This is a genomic window from Paraburkholderia sp. GAS334, assembly GCF_050436625.1.
In the GTDB taxonomy this organism is placed as follows: domain Bacteria; phylum Pseudomonadota; class Gammaproteobacteria; order Burkholderiales; family Burkholderiaceae; genus Paraburkholderia.
In genome coordinates this window covers 399,804-422,188 of record NZ_JBNDMO010000004.1, presented here as the reverse complement: position 1 = coordinate 422,188, position 22,385 = coordinate 399,804, and the positions used below count along the sequence as shown (strand labels likewise).

Sequence of the window (22,385 nt, the reverse complement as noted above, 5' to 3'; positions counted from 1 at the left end):
GCGCTCGCTACACTCGGCCGAGCGTCGACTTCCTGCGTACTTTGTGAAGTGCGGCCCGCGCACCGCTACTAGACACCCGTCCGTGACGCACGCAGTGCGGAGCGGGATGAATGAGCCCTGTGTCACGAGCGGTGCTGCGCGAGGGACGCTCTCGTGCGCGGACCCATGCCGTGTGAAGTGCGGGGGCGACACTTCATGGGGTGCCATTCCCCGGCAGCGACACACCTCGGAACGGACGAGTTTTCGGCGCCTTTCTTTTGCCTACTTTTCTTTGGCAAGGACAAAGAAAAGTAGGTGCCGCCCCGCACAGGGGCGACGCAAATAGACCGACACGAATACAAGGAAAGGCCAAAAAAAACACCGGCACGCAGGCAAAACCCACCCGCCAGGAAGGCAAAAAAAAACCCAATGCCTCCCCGCAAAAGGGGGGGGCCAACCCTGGTCAGTACACTAAAGCAAAAAAAACAAAAACCCCAAAAACCCCAAGCGCCGCGCAGGCAACCACAACCCCGACAAGCACTTCAATGCTGAGCTTGACGAAAGGGCACCCAAACTGGCGTATTCGAATTCCAGTGATCGAGTTCGGAAGGATTGGCATTATTCATGATCAACTCCTCAAGACAAAAAGAAAGCAAAGGCGCCGCAAGAAAAAACAGGCGCCGAAACGCATAAGAAATCACTGTCCAGCGCGGGCAACGCGCGTGGCACCCTCATCACCAGCCTGAACAGCAAGCCGCTCAGCCTGCGTGCGGCCAATGAGCCCTTGTTCCGGATAGCTCGTCTTGTTCAACGCCGGCAATGTGCCATCGCGATACGCATCGTTGATTCCGGCCTTCACTTCCGCACGCGTCGTCGTGCTCGAATGACTCCACCATTGATCGTTGTACGTACCAGCGCGGCCAATTCCGCCGCCGCCGTCCGCAAAGGCCGGGGCGCTAACGAGCAGCGAAAGGGCAAGACCTGCAAAGAGATTGCGCTTCATGATCCACTCCTGTCGATTCGGTTTGCCGCGCTGTCAGTCAGCGCTGCGACAGGGTGAAATGTAGGCTCTGTGACACTCGGGATAAACCCGGCTTTCGCGAAATGAATTGTCGTGATTTCAGAACAATCGCGGCACGCGGCCGCGATCGTCCTCTGCCGCGCAGGTCAGGCGACCCACTCGGGTGATACCGGCGTTTCAAGCGCCGGCGCGGATTCACGCTCTTCCAGCGTGCGCATCGAACAGACCCTGTCGAGGTCACCGCGACCGCTCAAAAGCGGGCAGCGATCGAATATTTCCGCAATCCAGTCGACAAAAACGCGCACCTTCGATGACAGATGCCGGCTATGCGGATACACCACCGAAATCGGCATCGGCAGCGGCTTGAGGTCAGGCAGCACCTCGACCAGCTCACCCGAACGCAGGTGCGGCAGCACCATGTAAAACGCCGGCTGGATCAGGCCGAAACCCTCGAGACCGCACGTCACGTAAGCATCCGCGTCGTTGACCGACACGAGGCTCTTCATCTTGACCTCAATTTCCTTCTCGTCGACCTTGAACGACCAGTCGATCACGCGGCCCGTGCGGCTCGAAAAATAATTCACGGCCTTGTGGTTCTCCAGATCCTCAATCGATTGCGGCGTGCCGAAGTGCTTCAGATACGCCGGCGACGCACACGACACATGCTCGAAAAGCCCGATACGACGCGCCACCAGCGACGAATCCTGCAACGCACCCACCCGTACGACGCAATCGACGCCTTCCTGCAGCAGATCGACCGGTCGGTCAGTCAATCCGAGTTGCAGATCGATATCCGGGTAGCGCGTATGGAATTCGCACAGCGACGGAATGACGAGCAGACGTCCGATCGAGCCGGGCATGTCGATGCGCAGTTTGCCCGTCGGCTTCTTGTTGCCGCGCTGGAAACTCGCTTCCGTCTCCTCGACATCGGAGAGGATGCGCACGCACCGTTCGTAGTAAGCGGCCCCATCAGGCGTCAACGAGAGACGCCGCGTCGTGCGATGCATGAGGCGCACGCCAAGGAACGCTTCGAGATTCTGGATGATGGTGGTGACAGACGCGCGCGGCATGTCGAGCGTTTCGGCAGCGCGCGTGAAGCTGTTGGTATCGACAACCCGTGTGAACACCTGCATGGCCTGAAGACGGTCCATGGCTGACCTCCGGATAGGGGCTGGTGCTACTGGACTATCACCGAAATCGCGAATGAGCGGATCGATTGTTCAGGCGCACCGAATTGTGTTGCCGGATTATAGGCATTTATTTGCGAGTCTGCAGAACCCACAATTCGCTCCATTCGGATACTTTGCGCATTGCGCCGCTTCGACATGGATGCTTTCAAGCCGTCTTACCCCTTTGTTGCCGTGGAAGGCCTGCTGGCGGACGCTTCGCCCGCTCTGGTCGTGACCGACGTGCAGATCGAAGGGTACGCGCAGGACATCACGCTGCGCCTTTATAGACGGTCAGGTAAAACCGCACTGCCTGTACTGCTTTACTTTCACGGCGGCGGTTTTGTACGCGGTTCCATCGACTGCGCCGACGTCGCAGCGCGTTATTTCGCAGAACACTTACCAGCACTTGTCGTATCGGTCGGCTATTCGCTTGCCCCGCAATTCCCGTTTCCAGCGGCGCCCGAAGATGCGCACCGGGCCGCGCTCTGGGTGCAGACGCGGGCCCGGGCATTTGGCGGCAACACGAAACGGCTTGGCGTTGCGGGTCACGATGCAGGCGGCCAGCTTGCCAACTGTCTTGCGTTTATCGCCCGCGATCGCGGCGACGTACGCATCGATGCGCAGGCGTTGTTTGGTCCAATGCTCGACCCAAGCCTGACGCGGCTAGGCGATGAAAAGCGCCTGCGCTCCGATATCACGGCGAGCGAATGCGCAGCCTGTTATCGCGCGTACCTGCCGCAGGCGTCGCAACGGATGCATCCGTACGCCGCGCCGCTGGAATCCTCGCGTCTCGCCGGCTTGCCGGAGACGCTGATCATTACCGCGCAAAACGACGTGTTGCACGTCGAGGCGGAGAAATACGCGAGCAGCCTGATCGATGCCGGTGTGCTGACACAGGTCGTTCGCTACCCCAGTGTGTCGCACGCAGCGCTCGCGGAGCATCCGGGCGCATTGCAGGAAGCCGTTCGGTTCTTTCAGTGCCGTTTCGCTGCGCGCACCCAAAGATAACCACAACTTCAACCAACAAATCCGGGAGTCTGTCATGTCCATTTTCAATCTTTCTCGTCCACGTCTAACGATTGCTATTGTTTCAGTGCTCGTTGTTGCGGGCCTCGGTACGCTCGGCGCGATCCGCGTCGACGCCCGCGCGCCTGCGCAGGCCGCGCCGACCATCGTCCCCGAGGTCGACGTTGCAACCGTCATCGAAAAGACCATTACCGACTGGCAGACCTATTCCGGCCGACTCGAAGCTGTCGAGAAAGTCGATATCCGTCCCCAGGTCTCCGGCACGATCGTCTCGGTGAATTTCAAGGACGGCGCGTTGGTAAAGAAAGGCGACACGCTGTTTGTGATCGATCCGCGTCCGTATGCCGCTGAAGTCGATCGCGCAGAGGCACAGCTCGCAGCGGCGCAGGCGCGCACGGGTTACACGCAAAGCGACTGGGAACGCGCACAACGACTGATCACCGATAACGCCATTGCTAAACGCGACTACGACGAAAAGCAGAACGCCGCGCGTGAAGCAAGTGCAAACCTGAAGGCCGCTGCCGCCGCGCTCGAAACCGCAAAGATCAATCTCGGTTACACGAAGATTGTCGCACCGGTGTCGGGGCGTGTTTCGCGTGCGGAATTCACGGTAGGCAACGTGGTCTCGGCGGGCGCAAGCGCTGCACCTTTGACGACGCTTGTCTCCGTTTCGCCGATCTACGCATCGTTCGACGCCGATGAGCAGACGTATCTGCAGTACATCAGTCAGGCAAAGGATGGCCGCAGGGTGCCGGTCGACCTCGGTCTCGCCAACGAAAGCGGCTATTCGCGCTCGGGTTCGATCGATTCGGTGGACAACCGGCTCGATACGTCGTCGGGCACGATCCGCGTTCGCGCACGCTTCGATAACACGGATGGCGCGCTTGTACCGGGCCTCTATGCACGTATCAAGGTGGGCGGCAGCGCGCCGCATCCGGCCCTGCTGATCGATGACGCGGCCGTCGGCACCGACCAGGACAAGAAGTTTGTGTTCGTCGTCGACAAGGACAACCACGTTGTCTATCGCGAAGTGCAGGTGGGCGGACAGCAGGGCAATCTGCGCGTCGTGACGGGCGGCCTCAAAAGCGGCGACCGCATTGTCGTGAACGGTACGCAACGTGTGCGTCCGGGCGCCGAAGTCCGCGCACACATGGTGCCGATGACGGGCGACACCGACCCGAATGGCGCCCCGCTCGCACAGACGCAAGCGCAGCCGCAGGCACGCGCCAAAGCCGCGAAGAACTCATGAGCGACGACCTGAACGCGATTTGCGCATTCGCTTTCGTCTCGCGCAAGCTCTCCAACATCAAGAGCCCCCAATGAACATATCCAAATTCTTCATCGACCGGCCCATCTTCGCGGGTGTGCTTTCGGTCCTGATCCTGCTGGCGGGCGTGATCTCGCTCTTCCAGTTGCCGATCTCCGAATATCCGGAAGTGGTGCCGCCTTCGGTCGTGGTGCACGCGCAGTATCCGGGCGCAAACCCGAAAGTGATCGCCGAAGCCGTGGCTTCGCCGCTCGAAGAGCAGATCAACGGCGTCGAGAACATGCTGTACATGCAGTCGCAGGCAAATAGCGACGGCAATCTCACGCTGACGGTCACGTTCAAGCTCGGCACGAACCCGGACCTCGCGACGCAGCTCGTGCAGAACCGCGTCAACCAGGCGCTGCCGCGCCTGCCGGAAGACGTGCAACGCCTTGGCGTCACGACGATCAAGAGTTCGCCGACGCTGACGATGGTGGTCCACCTGATCTCGCCGAACAACCAGTACGACATGACGTACCTGCGCAACTACGCGCTGCTGAACGTGAAGGACCGTCTCGAACGGATCCAGGGCGTCGGCCAGGTGCAGTTGTGGGGCGCAGGTGACTACGCAATGCGCGTATGGCTCGATCCGCAGAAGGTGGCGCAACGCGGCCTGACCGCAACCGAAGTGGTTAACGCGATCCGCGAGCAGAACATTCAGGTTGCAGCGGGCACGATCGGCGCATCGCCTTCGGTTCCGGGCACGACGCTGCAACTCTCCGTCAATGCACGTGGGCGTCTGACCACCGAAAACGAGTTCGGCGACATCATCGTCAAGACCGCGCCCGATGGTGGCGTGACGTATCTGCGCGACCTGGGACGGATCGAACTCGCCGCATCGGAATACGGTCTGCGTTCGCTGCTCGACAACAAGCCGGCGGTTGCGCTTGCAATCAACCAGGCGCCGGGCGCGAATTCGCTCGCGATCTCCGACGAAGTCCGCAAGCAGATGAAGGATCTGCAGGCAGATATGCCCGCGGGCGTCGACTACAAGATCGTCTATGACCCGACGCAGTTCGTGCGTTCGAGTATCGAAGCGGTGGTGCACACACTGCTCGAAGCCATCGCGCTGGTCGTGATCGTGGTGATCGTGTTCCTGCAAACGTGGCGCGCGTCGATTATTCCGCTGATTGCGGTGCCGGTGTCGATCGTCGGTACATTCTCGTTGCTGCTTGCATTTGGCTTCTCGATCAACGCATTGTCATTGTTCGGGATGGTGCTCGCGATCGGGATTGTGGTTGACGATGCGATCGTGGTCGTTGAGAACGTTGAGCGGAATATCGAAAGCGGGCTCAGTGCGCGCGACGCGACGTACAAGGCGATGCAGGAAGTGAGTGGGCCAATCATCGCGATTGCGCTGACGCTCGTCGCCGTGTTCGTGCCGCTCGCATTCATGAGCGGTCTGACGGGCCAGTTCTACAAGCAGTTCGCGATGACCATCGCGATCTCGACGGTGATCTCGGCATTCAACTCGCTGACGCTGTCGCCGGCGTTGTCGGCGATGCTGTTGCGCGGCCACGGTGAAAAGGAAGACTGGCTCACGCGTGTGATGAACCGTGTGCTGGGACCTTTCTTTAGAGGCTTTAACAAGGTGTTCCATCGCGGCTCGGAAGGCTATGGCCGCGGTGTGAAGGGCGTGCTGGGCCGCAAGGGCGCGATGCTCGTGGTGTACGCGGTCTTGCTGGGCGCGACGGTGCTGGTTGCCCGCATTGTGCCGGGTGGCTTCGTGCCGGCGCAGGACAAGGAGTATCTGATCGCGTTTGCCCAGTTGCCTAACGGCGCTTCGCTCGACCGTACGGAAAAGGTGATTCGCGATATGAGCGATATCGCCCTGAAGCAGCCTGGTGTTGAAAGCGCGGTGGCGTTCCCGGGTCTTTCGGTGAATGGCTTCACGAACAGTTCCAGCGCGGGCATCGTGTTCGTCACGCTCAAGCCGTTCCATGATCGCGGCAGCAAGTCACTTTCCGCCGGTGCGATCGCGGGTGCGTTGAACGGCAAGTACAGCGCAATCAAGGACTCGTTTGTTGCGGTGTTCCCGCCTCCTCCGGTGCTGGGTCTGGGTACGCTGGGCGGCTTCAAGTTGCAGCTCGAGGACCACGGCGCAGTCGGCTATGCGGAGCTGAACAAGGCAGCCGAAGCGTTTGTCAAGCGGGCATCGACCGCACCTGAACTCGGACCGACGTTCTCGAGCTATCAGATCAATGTGCCCCAGCTGAATGTCGATCTGGACCGCGTGAAGGCGAAGCAGCTCGGCGTGCCGGTGACGGATGTGTTCGACACGATGCAGATCTATCTCGGTTCGCTCTATGTGAACGACTTCAACCGCTTTGGCCGCGTGTATCAGGTGCGGGTGCAGGCTGATGCGCCGTTCCGTCAACGCGCTGACGACATCCTGCAACTGAAGACGCGTAACCGGAATGGCGAAATGGTGCCGCTGTCATCGCTTGTGACGGTCACGCCGACGTATGGTCCGGAAATGGTTGTGCGTTACAACGGCTACACCGCTGCGGATATCAACGGTGGACCCGCGCCAGGCTACTCGTCGGGCGAAGCACAGGCTGCGGCTGAACGCATTGCGGCGGAGACACTGCCGCATGGCGTCAAGCTCGAATGGACCGACCTCACGTATCAGCAGATCCTCGCAGGCAACGCCGGTATGTGGGTGTTCCCGATCAGCGTGCTGCTCGTGTTCCTCGTGCTGGCTGCGTTGTATGAAAGCCTGACGCTGCCGCTCGCCGTGATCCTGATCGTGCCGATGAGCGTGCTGTCCGCGCTGACCGGTGTGTGGCTCACGCAGGGTGACAACAATATCTTCACGCAGATCGGCTTGATGGTGCTGGTGGGGCTGGCGTCGAAGAATGCGATCCTGATCGTCGAGTTCGCCCGCGAACTCGAGCACGATGGGCACACGCCGCTGTCTGCTGCGATCGAGGCGAGCCGCATGCGTCTGCGTCCGATCCTGATGACGTCGATCGCTTTCATCATGGGTGTGGTGCCGCTCGTGCTGTCGTCGGGTGCAGGTTCTGAAATGCGTCACGCGATGGGTATCGCGGTGTTCTTCGGCATGCTGGGCGTCACGCTCTTTGGCCTGATGTTGACGCCGGTGTTCTATGTGGTGCTGCGCACGCTGGCAGGCGGCACGATTCACGTCGCACAGAAAGATGCGCCGCATTACAAGGGCGGCGTGCCGGCGACGGACGCTTGAGGGAGAAAACAATGAAACGATATGAATCCATGCGCGGGTGGGGCCGCGCGGCGGCGAGCGGCTTGTTGATGCTGCTGCTCGTGGCCTGCTCGGTCGAGCCGACGTACAAGCGTCCCGACGCACCGACGCCAGCTGCATTCAAGGAAGCGCCCGTCATCGATGCAAAGGATGCTGGCACGTGGATGCCCGCGCAGCCGGCCGACGATGCGCATCGCGGCGAATGGTGGACGATTTTCGGCGACGCGACGCTAAACGATCTGGAAAAACAGGCGGCCGATGCGAACCAGGATCTGAAGGCGGCCGCTGCGCGCGTGCAGGAATCGCGTGCGCTGCAACAGGCTGCGCGGGCGGCGTGGTTCCCGCAGGTCGACGCGGGCTTCAGCCCGACGCGCGAGCGTCTGTCGCCGGTGTCGCAAGGTTTGCCGCAGAACGCGAACGTGCCGACGCAGACCGTGTGGCGTGCACAGGGCACGGTCGCGTATGAGGCTGATCTGTTCGGTCGGGTCAGTTCGAACGTCAACGCGGCGCGTGCCGATGCACAGCAAAGCGAAGCGTTGTTCCTGTCCGTGCAACTCGCGTTGCAGGCTGACGTCGCGCAGAACTACTTCCAGTTGCGTGAGCTCGATACGGATCAGGACCTGTATCGTCGAACGGTCTCGCTGCGTGAAGACACGCTGAAACTTGTCCAGCAGCGTTTCAAGGAAGGCGACATCAGCGAACTGGATCTTTCGCGGGCAAAGAATGAACTGTCGAGCGCGCGCGCCGATGCGGTTGGCGTAGCGCGTCAACGTGCGGCCTCCGAGCACAGCCTTGCGATTCTGCTTGGCAAGGCGCCGGCAGACTTCTCGTTCCCGGAAACGCCGCTTGCGCTCGTTACGGCACGCGTGCCTGCCGGATTGCCGTCTGCATTGCTTGAACGCCGGCCGGATATCGCGGCAGCGGAACGGGCGATGGCTGCGGCGAACGCACGTGTCGGTCTCGCGAAGTCGGCGTTCTTCCCGAAGCTCGACATCACGGGTGCATTCGGCTTTGAATCGGCGACGCTTGGCGATCTCTTCATGTGGTCCAGCCGCGCGTTCCTGCTCGGGCCGCTTGCGGGCACCGCATTGACGGTGCCGATTTTCGACGGTGGCCGTCGTCAGGCCGGACTCGACCAGGCACGTGCGAAGTATGACGAGGACGTTGCGCAGTATCGTCAGCAGGTGCTGGTTGCGTTCCGCGAAGTCGAGGATAACCTCGCCGACCTGCGTCTGCTCGAAGACCAGATGCGCGAGCAAAATGATGCGGTGAACGCATCGCAGCGCGCGTCGCATCTGTCAAGCACGCAATATAAGGAAGGGCAGGTCAGCTATCTCGACGTAATCGACAGCGAACGACAGGTGTTGCAGTCGCAGCTGCAGTCGAGTCATCTGGCGGGCACGCAGGCCGTCGCGACTGTTAACCTGATCCGCGCACTCGGCGGCGGTTGGGGAGACGTGAAGACCGACGTCGGCTCGAACGCTACGCAGCAGCAGATCGCGAAAAACTGAGCGCGAGGCCGGGCAACAAGGTAACAACGCAGTAAGCAGCGCAGCGGGCGGGATCTACGGATTCCCGCCCGTTTTTTTCTCTTGACGATGAAACCGTCATCCGCACGGTTCGAATTCTCCGTCACATATATCGCGTTTAGCGATTTCCTTTCGAAAATCGCTTCGTAGACCGGCTGTTATCACGCGCTTATCATCGTTTTCACCTCATCTGGAGAGAGGCGATGACCTTTCCGCATTTCCGCTGTCGGCGCTAGACCGCTCGCATATCAAGCCTTTCGAACCGCTGACGCGGTTCTGACTCCTGTTGCCTGAATCCTGCTTCGTCCCGCCTGGCGGCTGACGCCGGATCGGTTCACTCTAAAAAATTTATTCAAGCGAGTTCACCATGCGTTTTTTTCATTCGGCTGTGCAGCGTCTTCTGGGTACGAGGCGAGTCTTAATGTCGGGCGCTGTGGGTGTAGCGCTTGCCGTCTCGACAGTGGGCGCCATCGCGTCAGAGACGCTCACCATCGGCACCGCCACCAGCCCGCAGATCGAGGCATTGAAGGTCGCTGCGCGGGAAGCAAAAGAGCAGGGGCTGGAAGTCAAGATCATCGAGTTCACCGACTGGAACACGCCGAACGCCGCACTCGCAAACAAGGACATTGACGTCAACTACTTCCAGCACATTCCGTTTCTTGAGAACGCGAAGAAGCAGGGCGGCTATAACTTCGTTGCGATCGCGCCGGGCACGATCATGAAGATCGGTCTCTATTCAAAGAAGGTGAAGCGCTTCGAGGACCTGAAAGACGGCGCAACGGTGGCGATTGCCAACGATCCGGTCAACGGCGGACGCGGTCTGCTTCTGCTGCAGCATGCGGGCCTTATCAAGCTGAAGCCGGGCGTCGATTTTCGTGCGACGACGCTCGACATCACGGATAACCCGAAGCATCTGAAGATCGTGCAGCTCGAAGCATCACAACTCGCGCGTTCGCTCGACGACGTCGATCTCGCACAGGGCTATCCGAGCTTCATCAAGCTTGCCGGCACAATCGATCCGAACAGCGCGCTACTGTTCGACGGACTGGAGAACAAGAACTACGCGATCCAGTGGGTTGTGCGGCCTGAGAGCGTGAACGATCCGCGTATCCGCAAGTTCATCGCGATCTACCAGCATTCGCCGGCCGTCCGCACGGCGCTCGACAAGGCATTCGGCACGCTATACGCGGTAGCCTGGTAATTCGTGCACGCCGCAAGAGGACGCATACGATGGCAAAGAAGAAGATCCTGCTGAACGCGTTCAACATGAACGCGGTCGGTCACATCAATCATGGTCTGTGGACGCATCCGCGCGATCGCTCCGCGCACTACACGGATCTGGACTACTGGACGGATCTCGCGCAGACGCTCGAGCGCGGCAAGTTCGACGGGATCTTTCTGGCCGATATCGTTGGCGTGTACGACGTCTATCAGAATGGCCCGGATACGCCGTTGCGCGAAGCGGTGCAGATCCCGATCAACGATCCCGCGCTGATCGTGCCGGCGATGGCCCATGTGACGAAGCACATCGGCTTCGGTATCACGTCGAATCTCACGTACGAGCCGCCTTATCTGTTCGCGCGCCGCATGTCGACGCTCGATCATCTGACGAAGGGGCGTGTCGGCTGGAACATCGTCACCGGTTATCTCGACAGCGCGGCGCGCGGCATGGGCCTCACGCAGCAGATCAGCCACGACGACCGCTACGATCGTGCCGACGATTACATGGATGTGGTCTACAAGCTGTGGGAACAGAGCTGGGAAGACGATGCCGTTGTACGCGATCGGGCTACGCGCGTGTTTTCACATCCGGACAAGGTGCATCGTGTAAAGCATGACGGACCGTTCTATTCGATCGACGCGATTCATTTGAGCGAGCCTTCGCCGCAACGCACGCCTGTGCTGTATCAGGCGGGCTCATCCTCGCGTGGTGTGGACTTCGCGGCGCGACACGCGGAATGCGTATTCGTCGGCGGGCAGAACAAGCAGCTGACGCGTTCGATAGTCAACGACATTCGCGCCCGCGCCGTGCGCTTCGGACGCGCACCCGACGGCATCAAGATTTTTGCCGGCATCACGGTCGTTGTGGGCGCAACGGAACGCGAGGCACAGGAAAAATTCGATGAGTATCGCCGCTACGCGAGCGCCGAAGGCGGCATCGCGCATTTTTCCAGTTCGACGGGTATCGATTTTGCGCGCTACGAACTGGATGAACCGATTTCGTACGTGAAGACGGAGTCGATGCAATCAGCTGTTGAGGCGATTTCGAAGAAGAGCACGACGGGCGTGTGGACCAAACGCAAGGTGCTCGAACAGATGACGCTGGGGGGCCGCGCGAAACCCGTGGTGGGCTCGCCCCGTCAGATCGCGGACGAACTCGTGTCGTGGATCGAGGAAACCGGTATCGACGGTTTCAATCTGACGCGCACTGTGATGCCGGAATCGTTCGAAGACTTCGTCGATCTGGTGGTGCCCGAGTTGCAGAACCGTGGCGTGTACAAGGAAGACTACGACCCAGCGCCGACGCTGCGCGAAAAACTGTTCGGCGCGGGACGTGCGCGATTGCCCACGGTTCACGCGGGTGCGCAGCATCGCGTGTGGTCGCGCTCAGCCGTCGACGCCTGATTTGATCCCGGTTATCGCCGTATAAAAGAGGAATCGCTCAATGTCTACTCTGCTCGATTTGCCGCGGTTCATCGAAGAAACGCCGGCACCTGGTTCCATCACTGCGGATCGCAGCGCGACGCATGCAGCAGTCGTATTCGATCATGTCGGCAAGGTTTTTTCCGGGCGTACAGGCACGCATACCGCACTTGCGAATGTCCGGTTCGACGTCGCGCGCGGTGAAGTGTTCGGCATTATCGGACGCAGTGGCGCGGGAAAGTCGACGCTGCTGCGTCTCGTCAACGGGCTGGAGAAGTCGAGTTCTGGCGCGGTGCGCGTGAACGGCGTGAGCGTCGGCGAACTCGATGAGCGTGCGCTGGTGGGATTGCGGCGGCGTATCGGCATGGTGTTTCAGCAATTTAATCTTCTGTCCGCCAGAACCGTGCGCGAGAACATCGCGTTGCCGCTCAGAATTGCAGGCGCCCCAAAGACCGCTATCGATGCGAAGGTCGATGCGCTGCTCGAACTTGTCGGGTTGTCGGCGAAGCACAATGCGTATCCGGCGAGTCTGTCCGGCGGCCAGAAGCAGCGCGTCGGCATTGCCCGTGCGCTCGTACACGACCCTGACATCCTCCTCTGTGACGAAGCGACCTCCGCGCTCGACCCTGAAACCACGCAGTCGATCCTCGCGTTGCTGCGTGATATCAATCGCCGGCTTGGCCTGACGATCGTGCTGATTACGCACGAAATGGAAGTGATCCGTGAAGTGTGCGACACGGTGGCCGTGCTCGAACGTGGCGAAGTTGCCGAGACGGGCCCGGTGTGGCGCGTGTTTGGCGATCCGCAGCACGACGCGACGCGCGCGTTGCTGCGTACGCTGGTTCATGACCTGCCCGCTGACCTCTCCGCGCGTGTTCGTCCATTGAACGACATGCCTCGAGGCGACGCAAAGATCCTGCTGGACGTGCGCTTTACCGGCGCCAACGGTGAACCCGATCTCGGTGGTCTCGCTCAGGCGCTCGGTGCAGAAGGCGGCAAGGTGAATTTCGTGCATGGAGGAATCGACCGCATTCAAGGGCATGCGCAAGGACGGCTTGTTGTCACTGCGCAGCTGAAAGCGACAGCACAGGACGAAAAGGGCGTGCGCGCGCAGATAGCGACACTCGTCGACAGTGCGCGTCGCTATGCGAACCACGTGGAGGTGCTGGGCTATGTCTGACCTGTGGCTCTCCGAACTGGCCGGCGCGATTCGCGATACCGTTGTCATGGTGGGCGCATCTGCGCTGGTCGCGCTTGTGATCGGCATTCCGCTTGCGCTGGTGCTCGTCACCACAACGCGCGGCGGCATCTTCGAGCGGCGCGCGGTCAACTCGACGCTCGGCGCGCTCGTCAACGCATTCCGTTCGACGCCGTTCATCATCCTGCTCGTCGCGCTGCTGCCGTTGACGCGTCTTCTGATCGGCACAACCATCGGTGTGTGGGCCGCGATTGTTCCGCTCAGCATCGCGGCGATTCCGTTTTTTGCGCGTGTCGCCGAAGTGAGTCTGCGTGAGGTGGATCGTGGTTTGATCGAGGCGGCACAGGCGATGGGCGCGCAACGTCGTCACATCATCTGGCATGTGCTGCTGCCCGAAGCGCTTCCCGGCATTCTCGGCGGCTTCACCATTACCGTGGTCGCGATGATCGGCTCATCGGCGATGGCGGGTGCCGTCGGCGCGGGCGGTCTTGGCGATCTTGCGATCCGCTATGGCTATCAGCGTTTCGACACGACCGTGATGGTGACGGTTATCGTGCTGCTCATCGCGATTGTCACGGTGGTGCAGTTTGTCGGCGACCGTTTTGTACGACGGCTTACGCAGCGCACGTGAGCCCGCATCGATTCAGGTTCATCAGGAAAAGAGCAACATGACGCAGGCATACCTTTCCGGCCTCCTCGACGCATTGCGCGCAACCGCTGCGCAGCGTGACCGCGAAGGCGGCCACGCTGCGCAGGAAAAACAGTGGATTGCCGACACCGGCCTGCTGACGCTTGCCGTGCCCGCAGAATTTGGCGGCCGGGACGCACCGTGGCAGCAGATCTACGAAACCGTTCGTGCGATTGCGCGCGTCGACAGCGCGCTTGCGCACGTGTTGGGATTCCAGTTTCTGCAGGTGGCGAGCGTAAATGTCTGGGGCAACGATACCCAGCGCGCGCGTTACCTGAAGGGCACAGTCGACGGACCATGGTGGTGGGGCAACGCCGTCAATCCGCTCGATACACGACTGGTTGCAACCGCAACGAGTGACGGGGGCTACCGGCTCGATGGAAAGAAGGGATTTTGCTCCGGCACGCGAGGCTCGCAGATGATGACCGTCTCGGGGCACGACCCTGCGACCGGCAAGCCGATCTTCGCTGTCGTGCCGACTGCGCGCGAAGGCATCACGATTCATGAAGACTGGAATCCGATCGGTCAACGTCAGACGGATAGCGGTAGCGTGTCGTTTGACAACGTCCACGTCGCAGCTGAAGAAGTGCTGCATCGCTCGGAACGTTTGCCGACACCGTACGCGTCGCTGCGCACGCTCGTCTCGCAGCTGGTGCTGACAAACCTGTTTGTCGGTATTGCGGAAGGCGCGCTCGAAGAGGCGCGCCGCTACATGACGGAGTACGTACGCCCATGGATCAGTTCCGGCGTCGAGAAGGCGACCGACGATCCGTATCAGATCCAGCGCTTTGGCGAGATGCGTCTGAAGGCGGTCAGCGCCGAGGCGCTTGCGACCCGCGCTGCTCAGGCACTCGACGATGCGTGGCGAAAGGGCGTTGAACTCACTGCCGAAGAACGTGCACACGTAGGGCTCGCCGTATCGGAAGCGAAGATACTCGCGCACCGCGCCGCGCTCGACGTCAGCGAAGGCCTCTTTGACGCCTGCGGCGCCCGCTCGACCGACGCGCCGCTCGCGTTCGACCGTTTCTGGCGCAATGCACGCGTCCATACGTTGCACGATCCGCTGGATTATCGGGTACGCGACGTCGGCCGTTTTGCGTTGAGCGGGACATTGCCGGAAGTTTCTTTGTACACTTGAGGTCGCCTGCAACGCCTGCTGGCAGGCGTTCACCCACCTCGAGAGACGACCGGCTTGCCATACAAATTACCCACCACCGCTACCGCGCCGTTCTGCCCGTCCGAGGTCAAGGGATCGGTCGAGGTCCCGCAAGGCGCGCCGTTCTGGAAAAAGATCCTGCAGTTCGCGGGTCCGGGCCTGCTGATTTCGATCGGCTATATGGACCCGGGCAACTGGGCAACCGATATCGAAGCCGGCTCGCGCTACGGTTACAACCTGCTGTTCGTGGTGATGCTGTCGAGTCTCGCGGCGATGGCGTTGCAGTGCCTGAGCATGCGGCTCGGCATTGTGACCGGGCAGGATCTCGCGCAGCTTTCGCGTGCGCGGTATTCGCCGAACGTCGCGCGCGGGCAATGGTTGCTGGCGGAGCTATCGATCGTCGCGTGCGACCTGGCAGAGGTGCTGGGCGGCGCGCTCGCGTTTCATCTGCTTCTGGGTTGCTCGCTGACCACCGGCGTAATCCTCACCGCGTTCGATACGCTCATCGTGCTCGGCCTGCAGGGCAAAAATTTCCGTTCGCTTGAAGCGATCGTCCTGGGACTGATCGCGACCATCGGCCTCGGATACATCGTCGAACTCGCGCTGGTGCAGCCGCACTGGCCGTCTGTCGCGCAAGGACTCGTGCCGTCGTGGCACGCCCTCGGCGAGCGCGAGCCGCTGTATCTTGCGATCGGTATTCTCGGCGCGACCGTGATGCCGCATAACCTGTATCTGCATTCGTCGATCGTGCAGACGCGCGTTGTCAAACGCAACGTGCCCAATGTCGCAGCGGCGATCGGCCTGTCGCGCATCGATACGATTGTTTCGCTGGTGCTTGCACTGCTCATCAACGCGGCGATCCTGATCCTTGCCGCGGCCGCGTTCCATGCAACCGGCCACAATCAGGTAACCGATATCGAAGATGCGTACAAGCTGCTCGCGCCAGTCGTTGGTAGCGGGCTGGCAGCGGTGCTGTTCGCGATCACGCTGCTGGCGTCCGGGCAAAGTTCGACGTTTACCGGCACGGTTGCCGGGCAGGTCATCATGGAAGGCTTTCTGAAACTGAAGATTCCGTGCTGGCAGCGGCGCTTCATTACGCGTGCGCTTGCACTGGTACCGGCGTTGATTGGCGTGCAGATGATGGGCAACGGCGCAGTGGGGAAACTGCTGGTCGCAAGCCAGGTGGTGTTGAGCCTGCAACTGCCGTTTGCGCTCTGGCCGCTCATCCGCATGACGAACGACCGGACGCTGATGGGCGATTTCACGAACCGGCTACCGACGCGTCTGCTCGCATGGCTGCTGTTTGGCGTGATCAGTGCGGCGAACCTGTGGCTCGTGGTACAGACCGTCGGCTGGATCGCCTGACCCTTGAGCCTGAGCCTGCCTTGAACAACGTCAGGCGTTTTCGCCGGACATCGCGGGTACAAAAAAAGAAAAACCGGCGCACAGGCGCCGGCTTCTAAAGGCACTTCACTTCGCACATTGAACTCAGGCAGCTTCAGCGATCTGCGCCGTTTCCAGCTTTGCCGCAGCGGCGGCTTTCTTTGTCTTTCCTGCGCGCGACGGCGGCTGGCATGCGCCACACACGACGTTGTGCTGCAGATCATGCCGGTGCGCCACAAACTTGCCCGTGCAACGGCAGCAGGGCGTGAGTTGCAGGATGTCGGCGTCGAAGAAACGCACGAGCGTCCATGCACGCGTCAGATCCAGCACCGGCTCGGCATCGCTGTGCTGGCAATGTTCCAGATACAGGCGATAACCCTTCGTCAGCGCGTCCAGATGCGAGCAGCGCGCTTCGTTCTTCAGGAACAGGTAAGTGTTATAGAAGAGCGAAGCATGAATATTGGCGAGCCATGTCATGTACCAGTCGGCCGAAAAAGGCAGCATGCCCTTCGGCGGCGATACACCCTTGACCTCGCGGTACAGGCGGATCATGCGGTCGCGGGAGAGCGTCAGTTCGCTTTCGAGCACCTGCATGCGCGCGCCGAGTTGAATCAACGCGATGGCGCGAAATACTTCCTGTGCGTCTTCCGTCAGACTTCGCTTAAGCATCGCCGTCACCTTTATGCGAACTGCTCTGCGGGCTGACCCGCTAGCAGGATAGCAGCGTGAGTCGGCGCCACTTCCGCGTGTTTCGTCGTCTGCGTCAACGCCGACAACATGGAGTGGTCGTTGAAGCGGAAAAAACATAAAAGCTGATCGGAAGCGGCCAGCTTGACGATCTGCGCGAGCGACAGCCCGGCAAGCAGATCAGCCAGTTCCGACGACAGTCCCAACCGGAACATTCCGATCGGCTTGTCCTCGCGCAGCATACGTTGCGCAAGCATGATGTAAGACAAGTTAATCTCGCGGATAGAATCCAGCGTCTCGCTGCTACGGTCCATTTTTCGTTTCCCGAAGCCCCGAATTACATTTTGTCGGCATTTTTTGCCGTTATGTTTTGTGCCCCGCCGGACACTGAAGATTTCCGGCGCCAGTGCAACTTTGATACAAGGTGTTACATCTCGTAACACCTTGGAGCGAATTGTATGAAGGCATATCTTGGAAATCAATCCTTTTCTAAAAAAATATCTCAAAAAACCAACGGCACTTTCGGTAACTTTTTCATACGCGTGAAATATACCGGGCACAGGCTGTTTCATTCGTCGGATAAAACGCCTGGCTCGACGCAAAGCCTTGTGCGACGGGGATTCGGGAAAGTACTGATGAAAGCGGGAAGAAGAGAAGCGCGGGAAGGGAATGATATGCCGCTAAAAAGGAGCGAAGTAAAACTCGCCTTCTAGCTCGGTAAAAAATGCGGGTCCGTCTGGCGGCCCGGTTTGGGGTGATGTGTAACGCATACCTTTCGGTCAGACGTTACAAATGACACCGAGTTTGTAACTGAGAGCAGCCCGTCCACCGGATACGCTCCGCTTCGAGTCCAAAAAGGGGACGCAACCGGGTGTGGAAGACATTACCGGCAGCCGCGACAACAGCCAGGCCAGCCGCACAGGCTGCCTGACACGATCCAGCTGAAATACACACCAATATTACAACCGTAGACCAGACGGGCCTCGTAGCCTGGCAACGGGCCGCCAACCAGCGCCGCTGCTGGTGAGCGGGTAGCGAAACGGGATCTGGGCAGCGCGAGCGGTGCCGGAGCACGTCTCGCGGCCCTATTGCGCGTCGTGGAAGATGATGCCGAGGGTATGCCGGTGCCCCGAGCGGAGCCGGCTCACGCCATGCCGCAACTTCACGCGATACACGCCGCGCGTGCCCTGCACGGGGCGCTCGTTGACCGCGAAGATCACGGCGTCGCCCTTTGCAAGCGGCACGACTTCGGCGCGTGTCTGCATGCGTGGACGCTGTTCGGTCAGCACAAACTCGCCGCCGGTGAAGTCATGCTTCGGTTCCGACAACAGAATCGCGACCTGAATCGGGAACACGTGTTCGCCGTAGAGATCCTGATGCAGACAGTTGTAGTCGTCGGTGGCGTACTGGAGGATCAGCGGTGTTGGACGCAACTGGCCGGCTGCGTGACAACGTTGGAGAAACGCGTCGTGTGTGGCCGGATAACGCGTGTCGAGATGCATGAGCGCGTTCCAGCGGTTGGCCACAGGCATCAGATGCGGATAAAGCGCCGCACGTAGCGTGCCGACGATATCCGGCAACGGATACGCAAAATACTTATATTCGCCGCGGCCAAAACCGTGCCGCGCCATCACGACACGGCTGCGATACAGATCGTCCTGCGGATAGCCGGCAGCGAACGCGTTGCATTCGGCTGCCGTGAGAAGTTGCGATACGTTGGCGCAACCATATTGATCGAGATTTTCTTCGACGCGCGACCAGTCGATCGCCTCGACGCGTTGTGCAATCGATCCGTTCTGGCCGGGGCGGCCGGGTTCACGCTCGGCGCCGCGCGGTTTCTGTTCGTGTTGCGGCTCAAACAGTGCCGTCTGGTTCATGTCCTGCTCCGTTGAATTCAGCGATGTGATGGCCTCAGTCTATGGAATCTGATCGCCCAGGACACTCCGCGTCTTGCGGTCTAATTCCCCGTCGAAGCGGTCTTCGCCGCGTTCTGCAACGCGTGCGCGCGCAGCGCTTCGGCCGTCTGCGGATCGGCGGGAAAAAACGCTTCGATCGCAAGTTCGGATAGCGTCACGTCGACGGGCGTGCCGAATACGGTGGTCGTGCTGTAGAACGACAGCACGCCGAGCACGGTGCGCACGCGCAACGGCACCGCGATCAGGCCGGTGTCGGATAGCGGATCTTCGTCGTCGGGCGCGGCGTCCGGCGGCGTCGGATAGGCCGCGAGTTCGTCGCGCAGCGCGGCGAGCGTTGCGTCCCCGCTGACATCGACCTGGCGTTGCAGACGCGTGAGGATATGCGCGCGCCACGCGTGCCAGTTGACGATCGACGAAGCCAGTCCGTCTGGATGCAGGCTGAGCCGCAGCGCGTTGACGGGCGCTTCCAGCAGCGCCGGGCTCGCATTGCCGGCCAGCAACGCGAGTGCACTGTTGGCCGCGACGATCGTCCAGTGCCGGTCGACGGCGAGCGCCGGATACGGTTCGTGACCCTTCAGGACGAGATCGACCGCTTCGCGTGCGGCCGTGAGCTGCGGATCGGTCAGCGGCCGCTCGCGAAAGAGCGGCGCATAGCCTGCCGCGATGAGCAGCGCATTGCGCGCGCGCAGCGGCACGTCGAGACGCTCGGCGAGATGCATCACCATTTCGCGGCTCGGCACCGCGCGCCCCGACTCGACGAAGCTCAGATGCCGCGTCGAGATGTCCGCCTCGGACGCGAGCAGCAACTGGCTCATGCGTCGCCGTTGACGCCACTCGCGCAGCAGTTCGCCGACAGTGCGACGGGCCGCCGACGTACCGGGCGGAACGATCCGGGAAGGAGGTTGGGAAGCGGAAAGTGTGTTCATGCTGCCGATGATAGCCAAACGACGCCGGGATTCCATTACCTCCAACGTAATCGACCCGCTGCCTTTCATCACCGAACCTTAAGTCAGGGCCTGCCGTGGAAAAAGTATCCGCGGTGCCGGGTCCCCTTTCCCTGAAAACCCGCTGAAGGAGGCTGTGATGAGCGCTTATACCCAATTGATCGACCAGTATTTCGACACCTGGAACGAAACCGACGCCGCGCGTCGCCGTGAGCTGATCGCGGCGACCTGGACCGACAACTGCGTCTATGTCGACCCGCTGCTCGCCGGTAATGGTCACGACGGCATCGACGCGATGATCCGTGCGGTCCACGAACGCTTTCCAGGGCACTCGTTTCGCCGCGCGTCGGACGTCGATGGCTTCGCGAACAACGTGCGCTTTTCGTGGTGGCTCGAAACACCCGAAGGCACGCCGATTGTGAAGGGCTCGGATTTCGGCGTCGTCGAGGCGTGCGGACGGTTGCGGACCGTCACCGGCTTTCTGGATCAGGTGCCGGGCGGCGCGTAACAGCGTCTGAGGGCCTGGACAGTCGCGCAGCGCCCGAAGCCTGCGCGGCCCGGCGCCTGCCATTACAATGCGCCGGTACCGCGCCCGTTGGGCCGTCGCTGCGTGCTGTCTCCCGCCGTGCACTGCACCCCTATCCGATGATGCATCAGCGATGCGACGGGTTGTGCAGTCGGCCAGTATGCCGGTACCGTACGGACACGGACTGCCTGCGAAGGCGGCCGTTGTGCTAACTGAACAGGAGAACAGGACGTGCTGAAGAATCTGGACCCGCTGCTGAACGCCGACATACTGCATGCACTGCGCGCGATGGGACATGGCGATGAACTCGTCATCTGCGATGCGAATTTCCCGTCCGACTCTGTTGCGCGCGCAACGGTGCTCGGCACGTTGCTGCGTCTCGATGGTGTCGATTCGGCGCGTGCCATTCGCGCGGTGCTGTCCGTGCTGCCGCTCGATACGTTCGTCGATCATCCTGCGCTGCGCATGGAAGTGGTCGGCGAGCCGGATACGATTCCCGTCGTGCAGCGTGAAGTGCAGGCCGAAATCAATGCCGCCGAAGGTCGGGATGTGCCGCTCGCATCGCTCGACCGTTTTGCATTTTATGAACGCGCGCGAGAGGCATATTGCGTGATCGCGACGGGCGAACAGCGTGGCTATGGCTGCTTCGTCTTCAAGAAGGGCGTGCTGCTCGCGCCGGACGCCCCCTTGGGGTAGGCCCCGAAGGAAGTGCCCTTGGGGCACGCCCCGAAGGAAGTCCCCTTGGGGCACGCCCCGAAGGAAGTCCCCTTGGGGGGTGCACCGAAGGAAGTGCCCTTGGGGCATGCACCGCGAACGGGCGCTGGGACGCGCTGAGCCGGCGGCCCGGGGCGCAACGTCAACGTGCGTCTTTTCCCTTGGAAAACGACGGCAATGCACATATTCTGACGATCAGCGTCCGGGAACTGTCACGCTTTAGCCCGGTCTTCTGCTTATTCTTCACAGGAGCCCTCTCATGACGCGTCCCGTCGATTCCGGCGTAATCTTCATTGCACGTATCGCCCTTGCTGCACTGTTTCTATGGTCGGGCGTCATGAAGCTGGTTGGATACGCAGGCTTCGTGGGATATCTGCAGTCAAAGGGCGTGCCGTTCGTGCAGGTCACCGCGCCGATCGTGGTTGCAATCGAAGCCCTCGGCGGGCTGTTCCTGGTTCTCGGCTTCAAGATCCGGCCACTCGGCATCATCATGGCGCTGTACGCGGTCGCGACGGCGATCATCGGTCACGATTTCTGGAACATCACCGATGCGGCCGTCCAGCATGACATGGTCATTCATTTCTGGAAGAACATCGCGATTGCCGGTGGTTTCCTGCTGCTGTTCGTGACCGGCGCGGGCCGTATCAGCATCGACGGTGCGCGGGCGCCGCGCAGCGGGCTGGGTCTGTAACTTGCTGGTCCTGCTGGACTTTAGTGGATGCAGCAGGCGGGCGCGAGCAGGGATTGATCAGCTATGCGAGGATGATTTCGGAATATCCATGCAGGGAGCAGATGATGATTCAAAGCTTCGAGCAGACTATCGGTGGCAAGGTGCTGCGGCTTTGCGCGAGCCTCGGCGAAGGACCGACACCTCATCGCGTGATCATCAGCGAGGCTGATTCGGCGAAAACGCTGGTGATTCTCGACGCATCCGGCTTCATCAGCACGATCAAGGCGGAAATCGAGGATCCCCCAAAGCTGATTGAAAACGCGATCCGCAAGGTGCAGGAAGAAGGGCTTGTCGAACGTGCGCTCGATACGGGCGAGATCCAGGAAACCACGCTTTGACGGCGATTCCATGAGGCGCTTCATCAGGCGTTTCTGAATATAACAACACCCACGATGCTCACGCTTCGTGGGTGTTGTGCTTTTGGCGCACCCGGTACGTCACCCTGCACCTGAACGCGCCGTTTATTGCTGACGCGGCTCGCGGCTCGCGCGCAAGGCCTGGGCGCGTCGGCATGCGCGAATGATACGTCGCCGCATGACGCACTGAC

At 60.9% G+C, this 22,385-nt stretch carries 21 protein-coding genes; 15 read left to right on the top strand and 6 right to left on the bottom strand.

Annotation, left to right across the window (positions count from 1 at the left end):
- Window positions 1–676: 676 nt before the first annotated feature.
- Window positions 677–982 (bottom strand): DUF4148 domain-containing protein, encoded by a 306-nt coding sequence (locus P3T21_RS10830; RefSeq protein ID WP_429255925.1) that lies wholly within the window; start codon window positions 980–982, stop codon window positions 677–679.
- Window positions 983–1,146: 164 nt separating this feature from the next.
- Complete coding sequence (locus P3T21_RS10825) at window positions 1,147–2,151, bottom strand: LysR family transcriptional regulator (protein WP_429255924.1); 1,005 nt, start codon at window positions 2,149–2,151, stop codon at window positions 1,147–1,149.
- Between the two features lie 174 nt (window positions 2,152–2,325).
- Between P3T21_RS10825 and P3T21_RS10820 the strand changes: the two genes are divergently transcribed.
- The 10 genes from P3T21_RS10820 (at window position 2,326) to P3T21_RS10775 (ending at window position 16,303) form a co-directional block, all read left to right on the top strand.
- Window positions 2,326–3,177: an alpha/beta hydrolase gene (locus P3T21_RS10820; RefSeq protein WP_429255923.1), complete on the top strand. Its 852-nt coding sequence runs from the start codon at window positions 2,326–2,328 to the stop codon at window positions 3,175–3,177.
- A 34-nt stretch (window positions 3,178–3,211) separates the two neighbouring features.
- Window positions 3,212–4,444, top strand: coding sequence for an efflux RND transporter periplasmic adaptor subunit (locus P3T21_RS10815; protein ID WP_429255922.1), 1,233 nt, complete (start codon window positions 3,212–3,214; stop codon window positions 4,442–4,444).
- Between the two features lie 70 nt (window positions 4,445–4,514).
- Window positions 4,515–7,706 (top strand): efflux RND transporter permease subunit, encoded by a 3,192-nt coding sequence (locus P3T21_RS10810; RefSeq protein ID WP_429255921.1) that lies wholly within the window; start codon window positions 4,515–4,517, stop codon window positions 7,704–7,706.
- Window positions 7,707–7,717: 11 nt separating this feature from the next.
- Complete coding sequence (locus P3T21_RS10805) at window positions 7,718–9,235, top strand: efflux transporter outer membrane subunit (protein WP_429255920.1); 1,518 nt, start codon at window positions 7,718–7,720, stop codon at window positions 9,233–9,235.
- Between the two features lie 385 nt (window positions 9,236–9,620).
- Window positions 9,621–10,454 carry a MetQ/NlpA family ABC transporter substrate-binding protein gene (locus tag P3T21_RS10800; RefSeq protein WP_429255919.1) on the top strand — a complete coding sequence of 278 codons (834 nt, stop codon included), beginning with the start codon at window positions 9,621–9,623 and terminating at the stop codon, window positions 10,452–10,454.
- 29 nt (window positions 10,455–10,483) lie between these two features.
- Window positions 10,484–11,878 carry an LLM class flavin-dependent oxidoreductase gene (locus P3T21_RS10795; RefSeq protein ID WP_429255918.1) on the top strand — a complete coding sequence of 465 codons (1,395 nt, stop codon included), beginning with the start codon at window positions 10,484–10,486 and terminating at the stop codon, window positions 11,876–11,878.
- Between the two features lie 40 nt (window positions 11,879–11,918).
- Window positions 11,919–13,076: a methionine ABC transporter ATP-binding protein gene (locus P3T21_RS10790; RefSeq protein WP_429255917.1), complete on the top strand. Its 1,158-nt coding sequence runs from the start codon at window positions 11,919–11,921 to the stop codon at window positions 13,074–13,076.
- The gene (locus tag P3T21_RS10785; RefSeq protein WP_429255916.1) at window positions 13,069–13,725 is read left to right on the top strand and encodes a methionine ABC transporter permease; all 657 of its coding nucleotides are present in this window, start codon (window positions 13,069–13,071) and stop codon (window positions 13,723–13,725) included. Before P3T21_RS10790 ends, P3T21_RS10785 begins: the two co-directional genes overlap by 8 nt.
- A 37-nt stretch (window positions 13,726–13,762) precedes the next feature.
- Window positions 13,763–14,920: an acyl-CoA dehydrogenase family protein gene (locus P3T21_RS10780; RefSeq protein WP_429255915.1), complete on the top strand. Its 1,158-nt coding sequence runs from the start codon at window positions 13,763–13,765 to the stop codon at window positions 14,918–14,920.
- Window positions 14,921–14,974: 54 nt separating this feature from the next.
- Complete coding sequence (locus tag P3T21_RS10775) at window positions 14,975–16,303, top strand: Nramp family divalent metal transporter (protein WP_429255914.1); 1,329 nt, start codon at window positions 14,975–14,977, stop codon at window positions 16,301–16,303.
- Between the two features lie 123 nt (window positions 16,304–16,426).
- Here P3T21_RS10775 and flhC read toward each other — a convergent pair whose 3' ends face one another.
- The gene (gene flhC, locus P3T21_RS10770; protein WP_429255913.1) at window positions 16,427–16,990 is read right to left on the bottom strand and encodes a flagellar transcriptional regulator FlhC; all 564 of its coding nucleotides are present in this window, start codon (window positions 16,988–16,990) and stop codon (window positions 16,427–16,429) included.
- 11 nt (window positions 16,991–17,001) lie between these two features.
- On the bottom strand, window positions 17,002–17,322 hold the full coding sequence (flhD, locus tag P3T21_RS10765) for a flagellar transcriptional regulator FlhD (protein ID WP_429255912.1): 321 nt from the start codon (window positions 17,320–17,322) through the stop codon (window positions 17,002–17,004).
- A gap of 144 nt (window positions 17,323–17,466) precedes the next feature.
- Here flhD and P3T21_RS10760 point away from each other — a divergent pair, with 144 nt between their 5' ends.
- Entirely contained in the window at window positions 17,467–17,721 is a 255-nt protein-coding gene (locus tag P3T21_RS10760) for a hypothetical protein (RefSeq protein ID WP_429255911.1), read from the top strand.
- A gap of 372 nt (window positions 17,722–18,093) precedes the next feature.
- Here the strand turns inward: P3T21_RS10760 and P3T21_RS10755 are convergent, their stop codons facing one another.
- Window positions 18,094–18,885 (bottom strand): 2OG-Fe(II) oxygenase, encoded by a 792-nt coding sequence (locus tag P3T21_RS10755; protein WP_429255910.1) that lies wholly within the window; start codon window positions 18,883–18,885, stop codon window positions 18,094–18,096.
- 80 nt (window positions 18,886–18,965) lie between these two features.
- The gene (locus P3T21_RS10750; RefSeq protein ID WP_429255909.1) at window positions 18,966–19,886 is read right to left on the bottom strand and encodes a helix-turn-helix domain-containing protein; all 921 of its coding nucleotides are present in this window, start codon (window positions 19,884–19,886) and stop codon (window positions 18,966–18,968) included.
- 121 nt (window positions 19,887–20,007) lie between these two features.
- Here P3T21_RS10750 and P3T21_RS10745 point away from each other — a divergent pair, with 121 nt between their 5' ends.
- From P3T21_RS10745 to P3T21_RS10730, 4 genes are all read left to right on the top strand, one after another.
- Complete coding sequence (locus P3T21_RS10745) at window positions 20,008–20,376, top strand: nuclear transport factor 2 family protein (RefSeq protein WP_429255908.1); 369 nt, start codon at window positions 20,008–20,010, stop codon at window positions 20,374–20,376.
- Window positions 20,377–20,625: 249 nt separating this feature from the next.
- Window positions 20,626–21,090, top strand: a complete 465-nt coding sequence (locus tag P3T21_RS10740; RefSeq protein WP_429255907.1) for an RbsD/FucU family protein — start codon at window positions 20,626–20,628, stop codon at window positions 21,088–21,090.
- 277 nt (window positions 21,091–21,367) lie between these two features.
- Window positions 21,368–21,799, top strand: coding sequence for a DoxX family protein (locus tag P3T21_RS10735; protein ID WP_429255906.1), 432 nt, complete (start codon window positions 21,368–21,370; stop codon window positions 21,797–21,799).
- 104 nt (window positions 21,800–21,903) lie between these two features.
- On the top strand, window positions 21,904–22,176 hold the full coding sequence (locus P3T21_RS10730; RefSeq protein ID WP_429255939.1) for a hypothetical protein: 273 nt from the start codon (window positions 21,904–21,906) through the stop codon (window positions 22,174–22,176).
- Window positions 22,177–22,385: the final 209 nt, after the last annotated feature.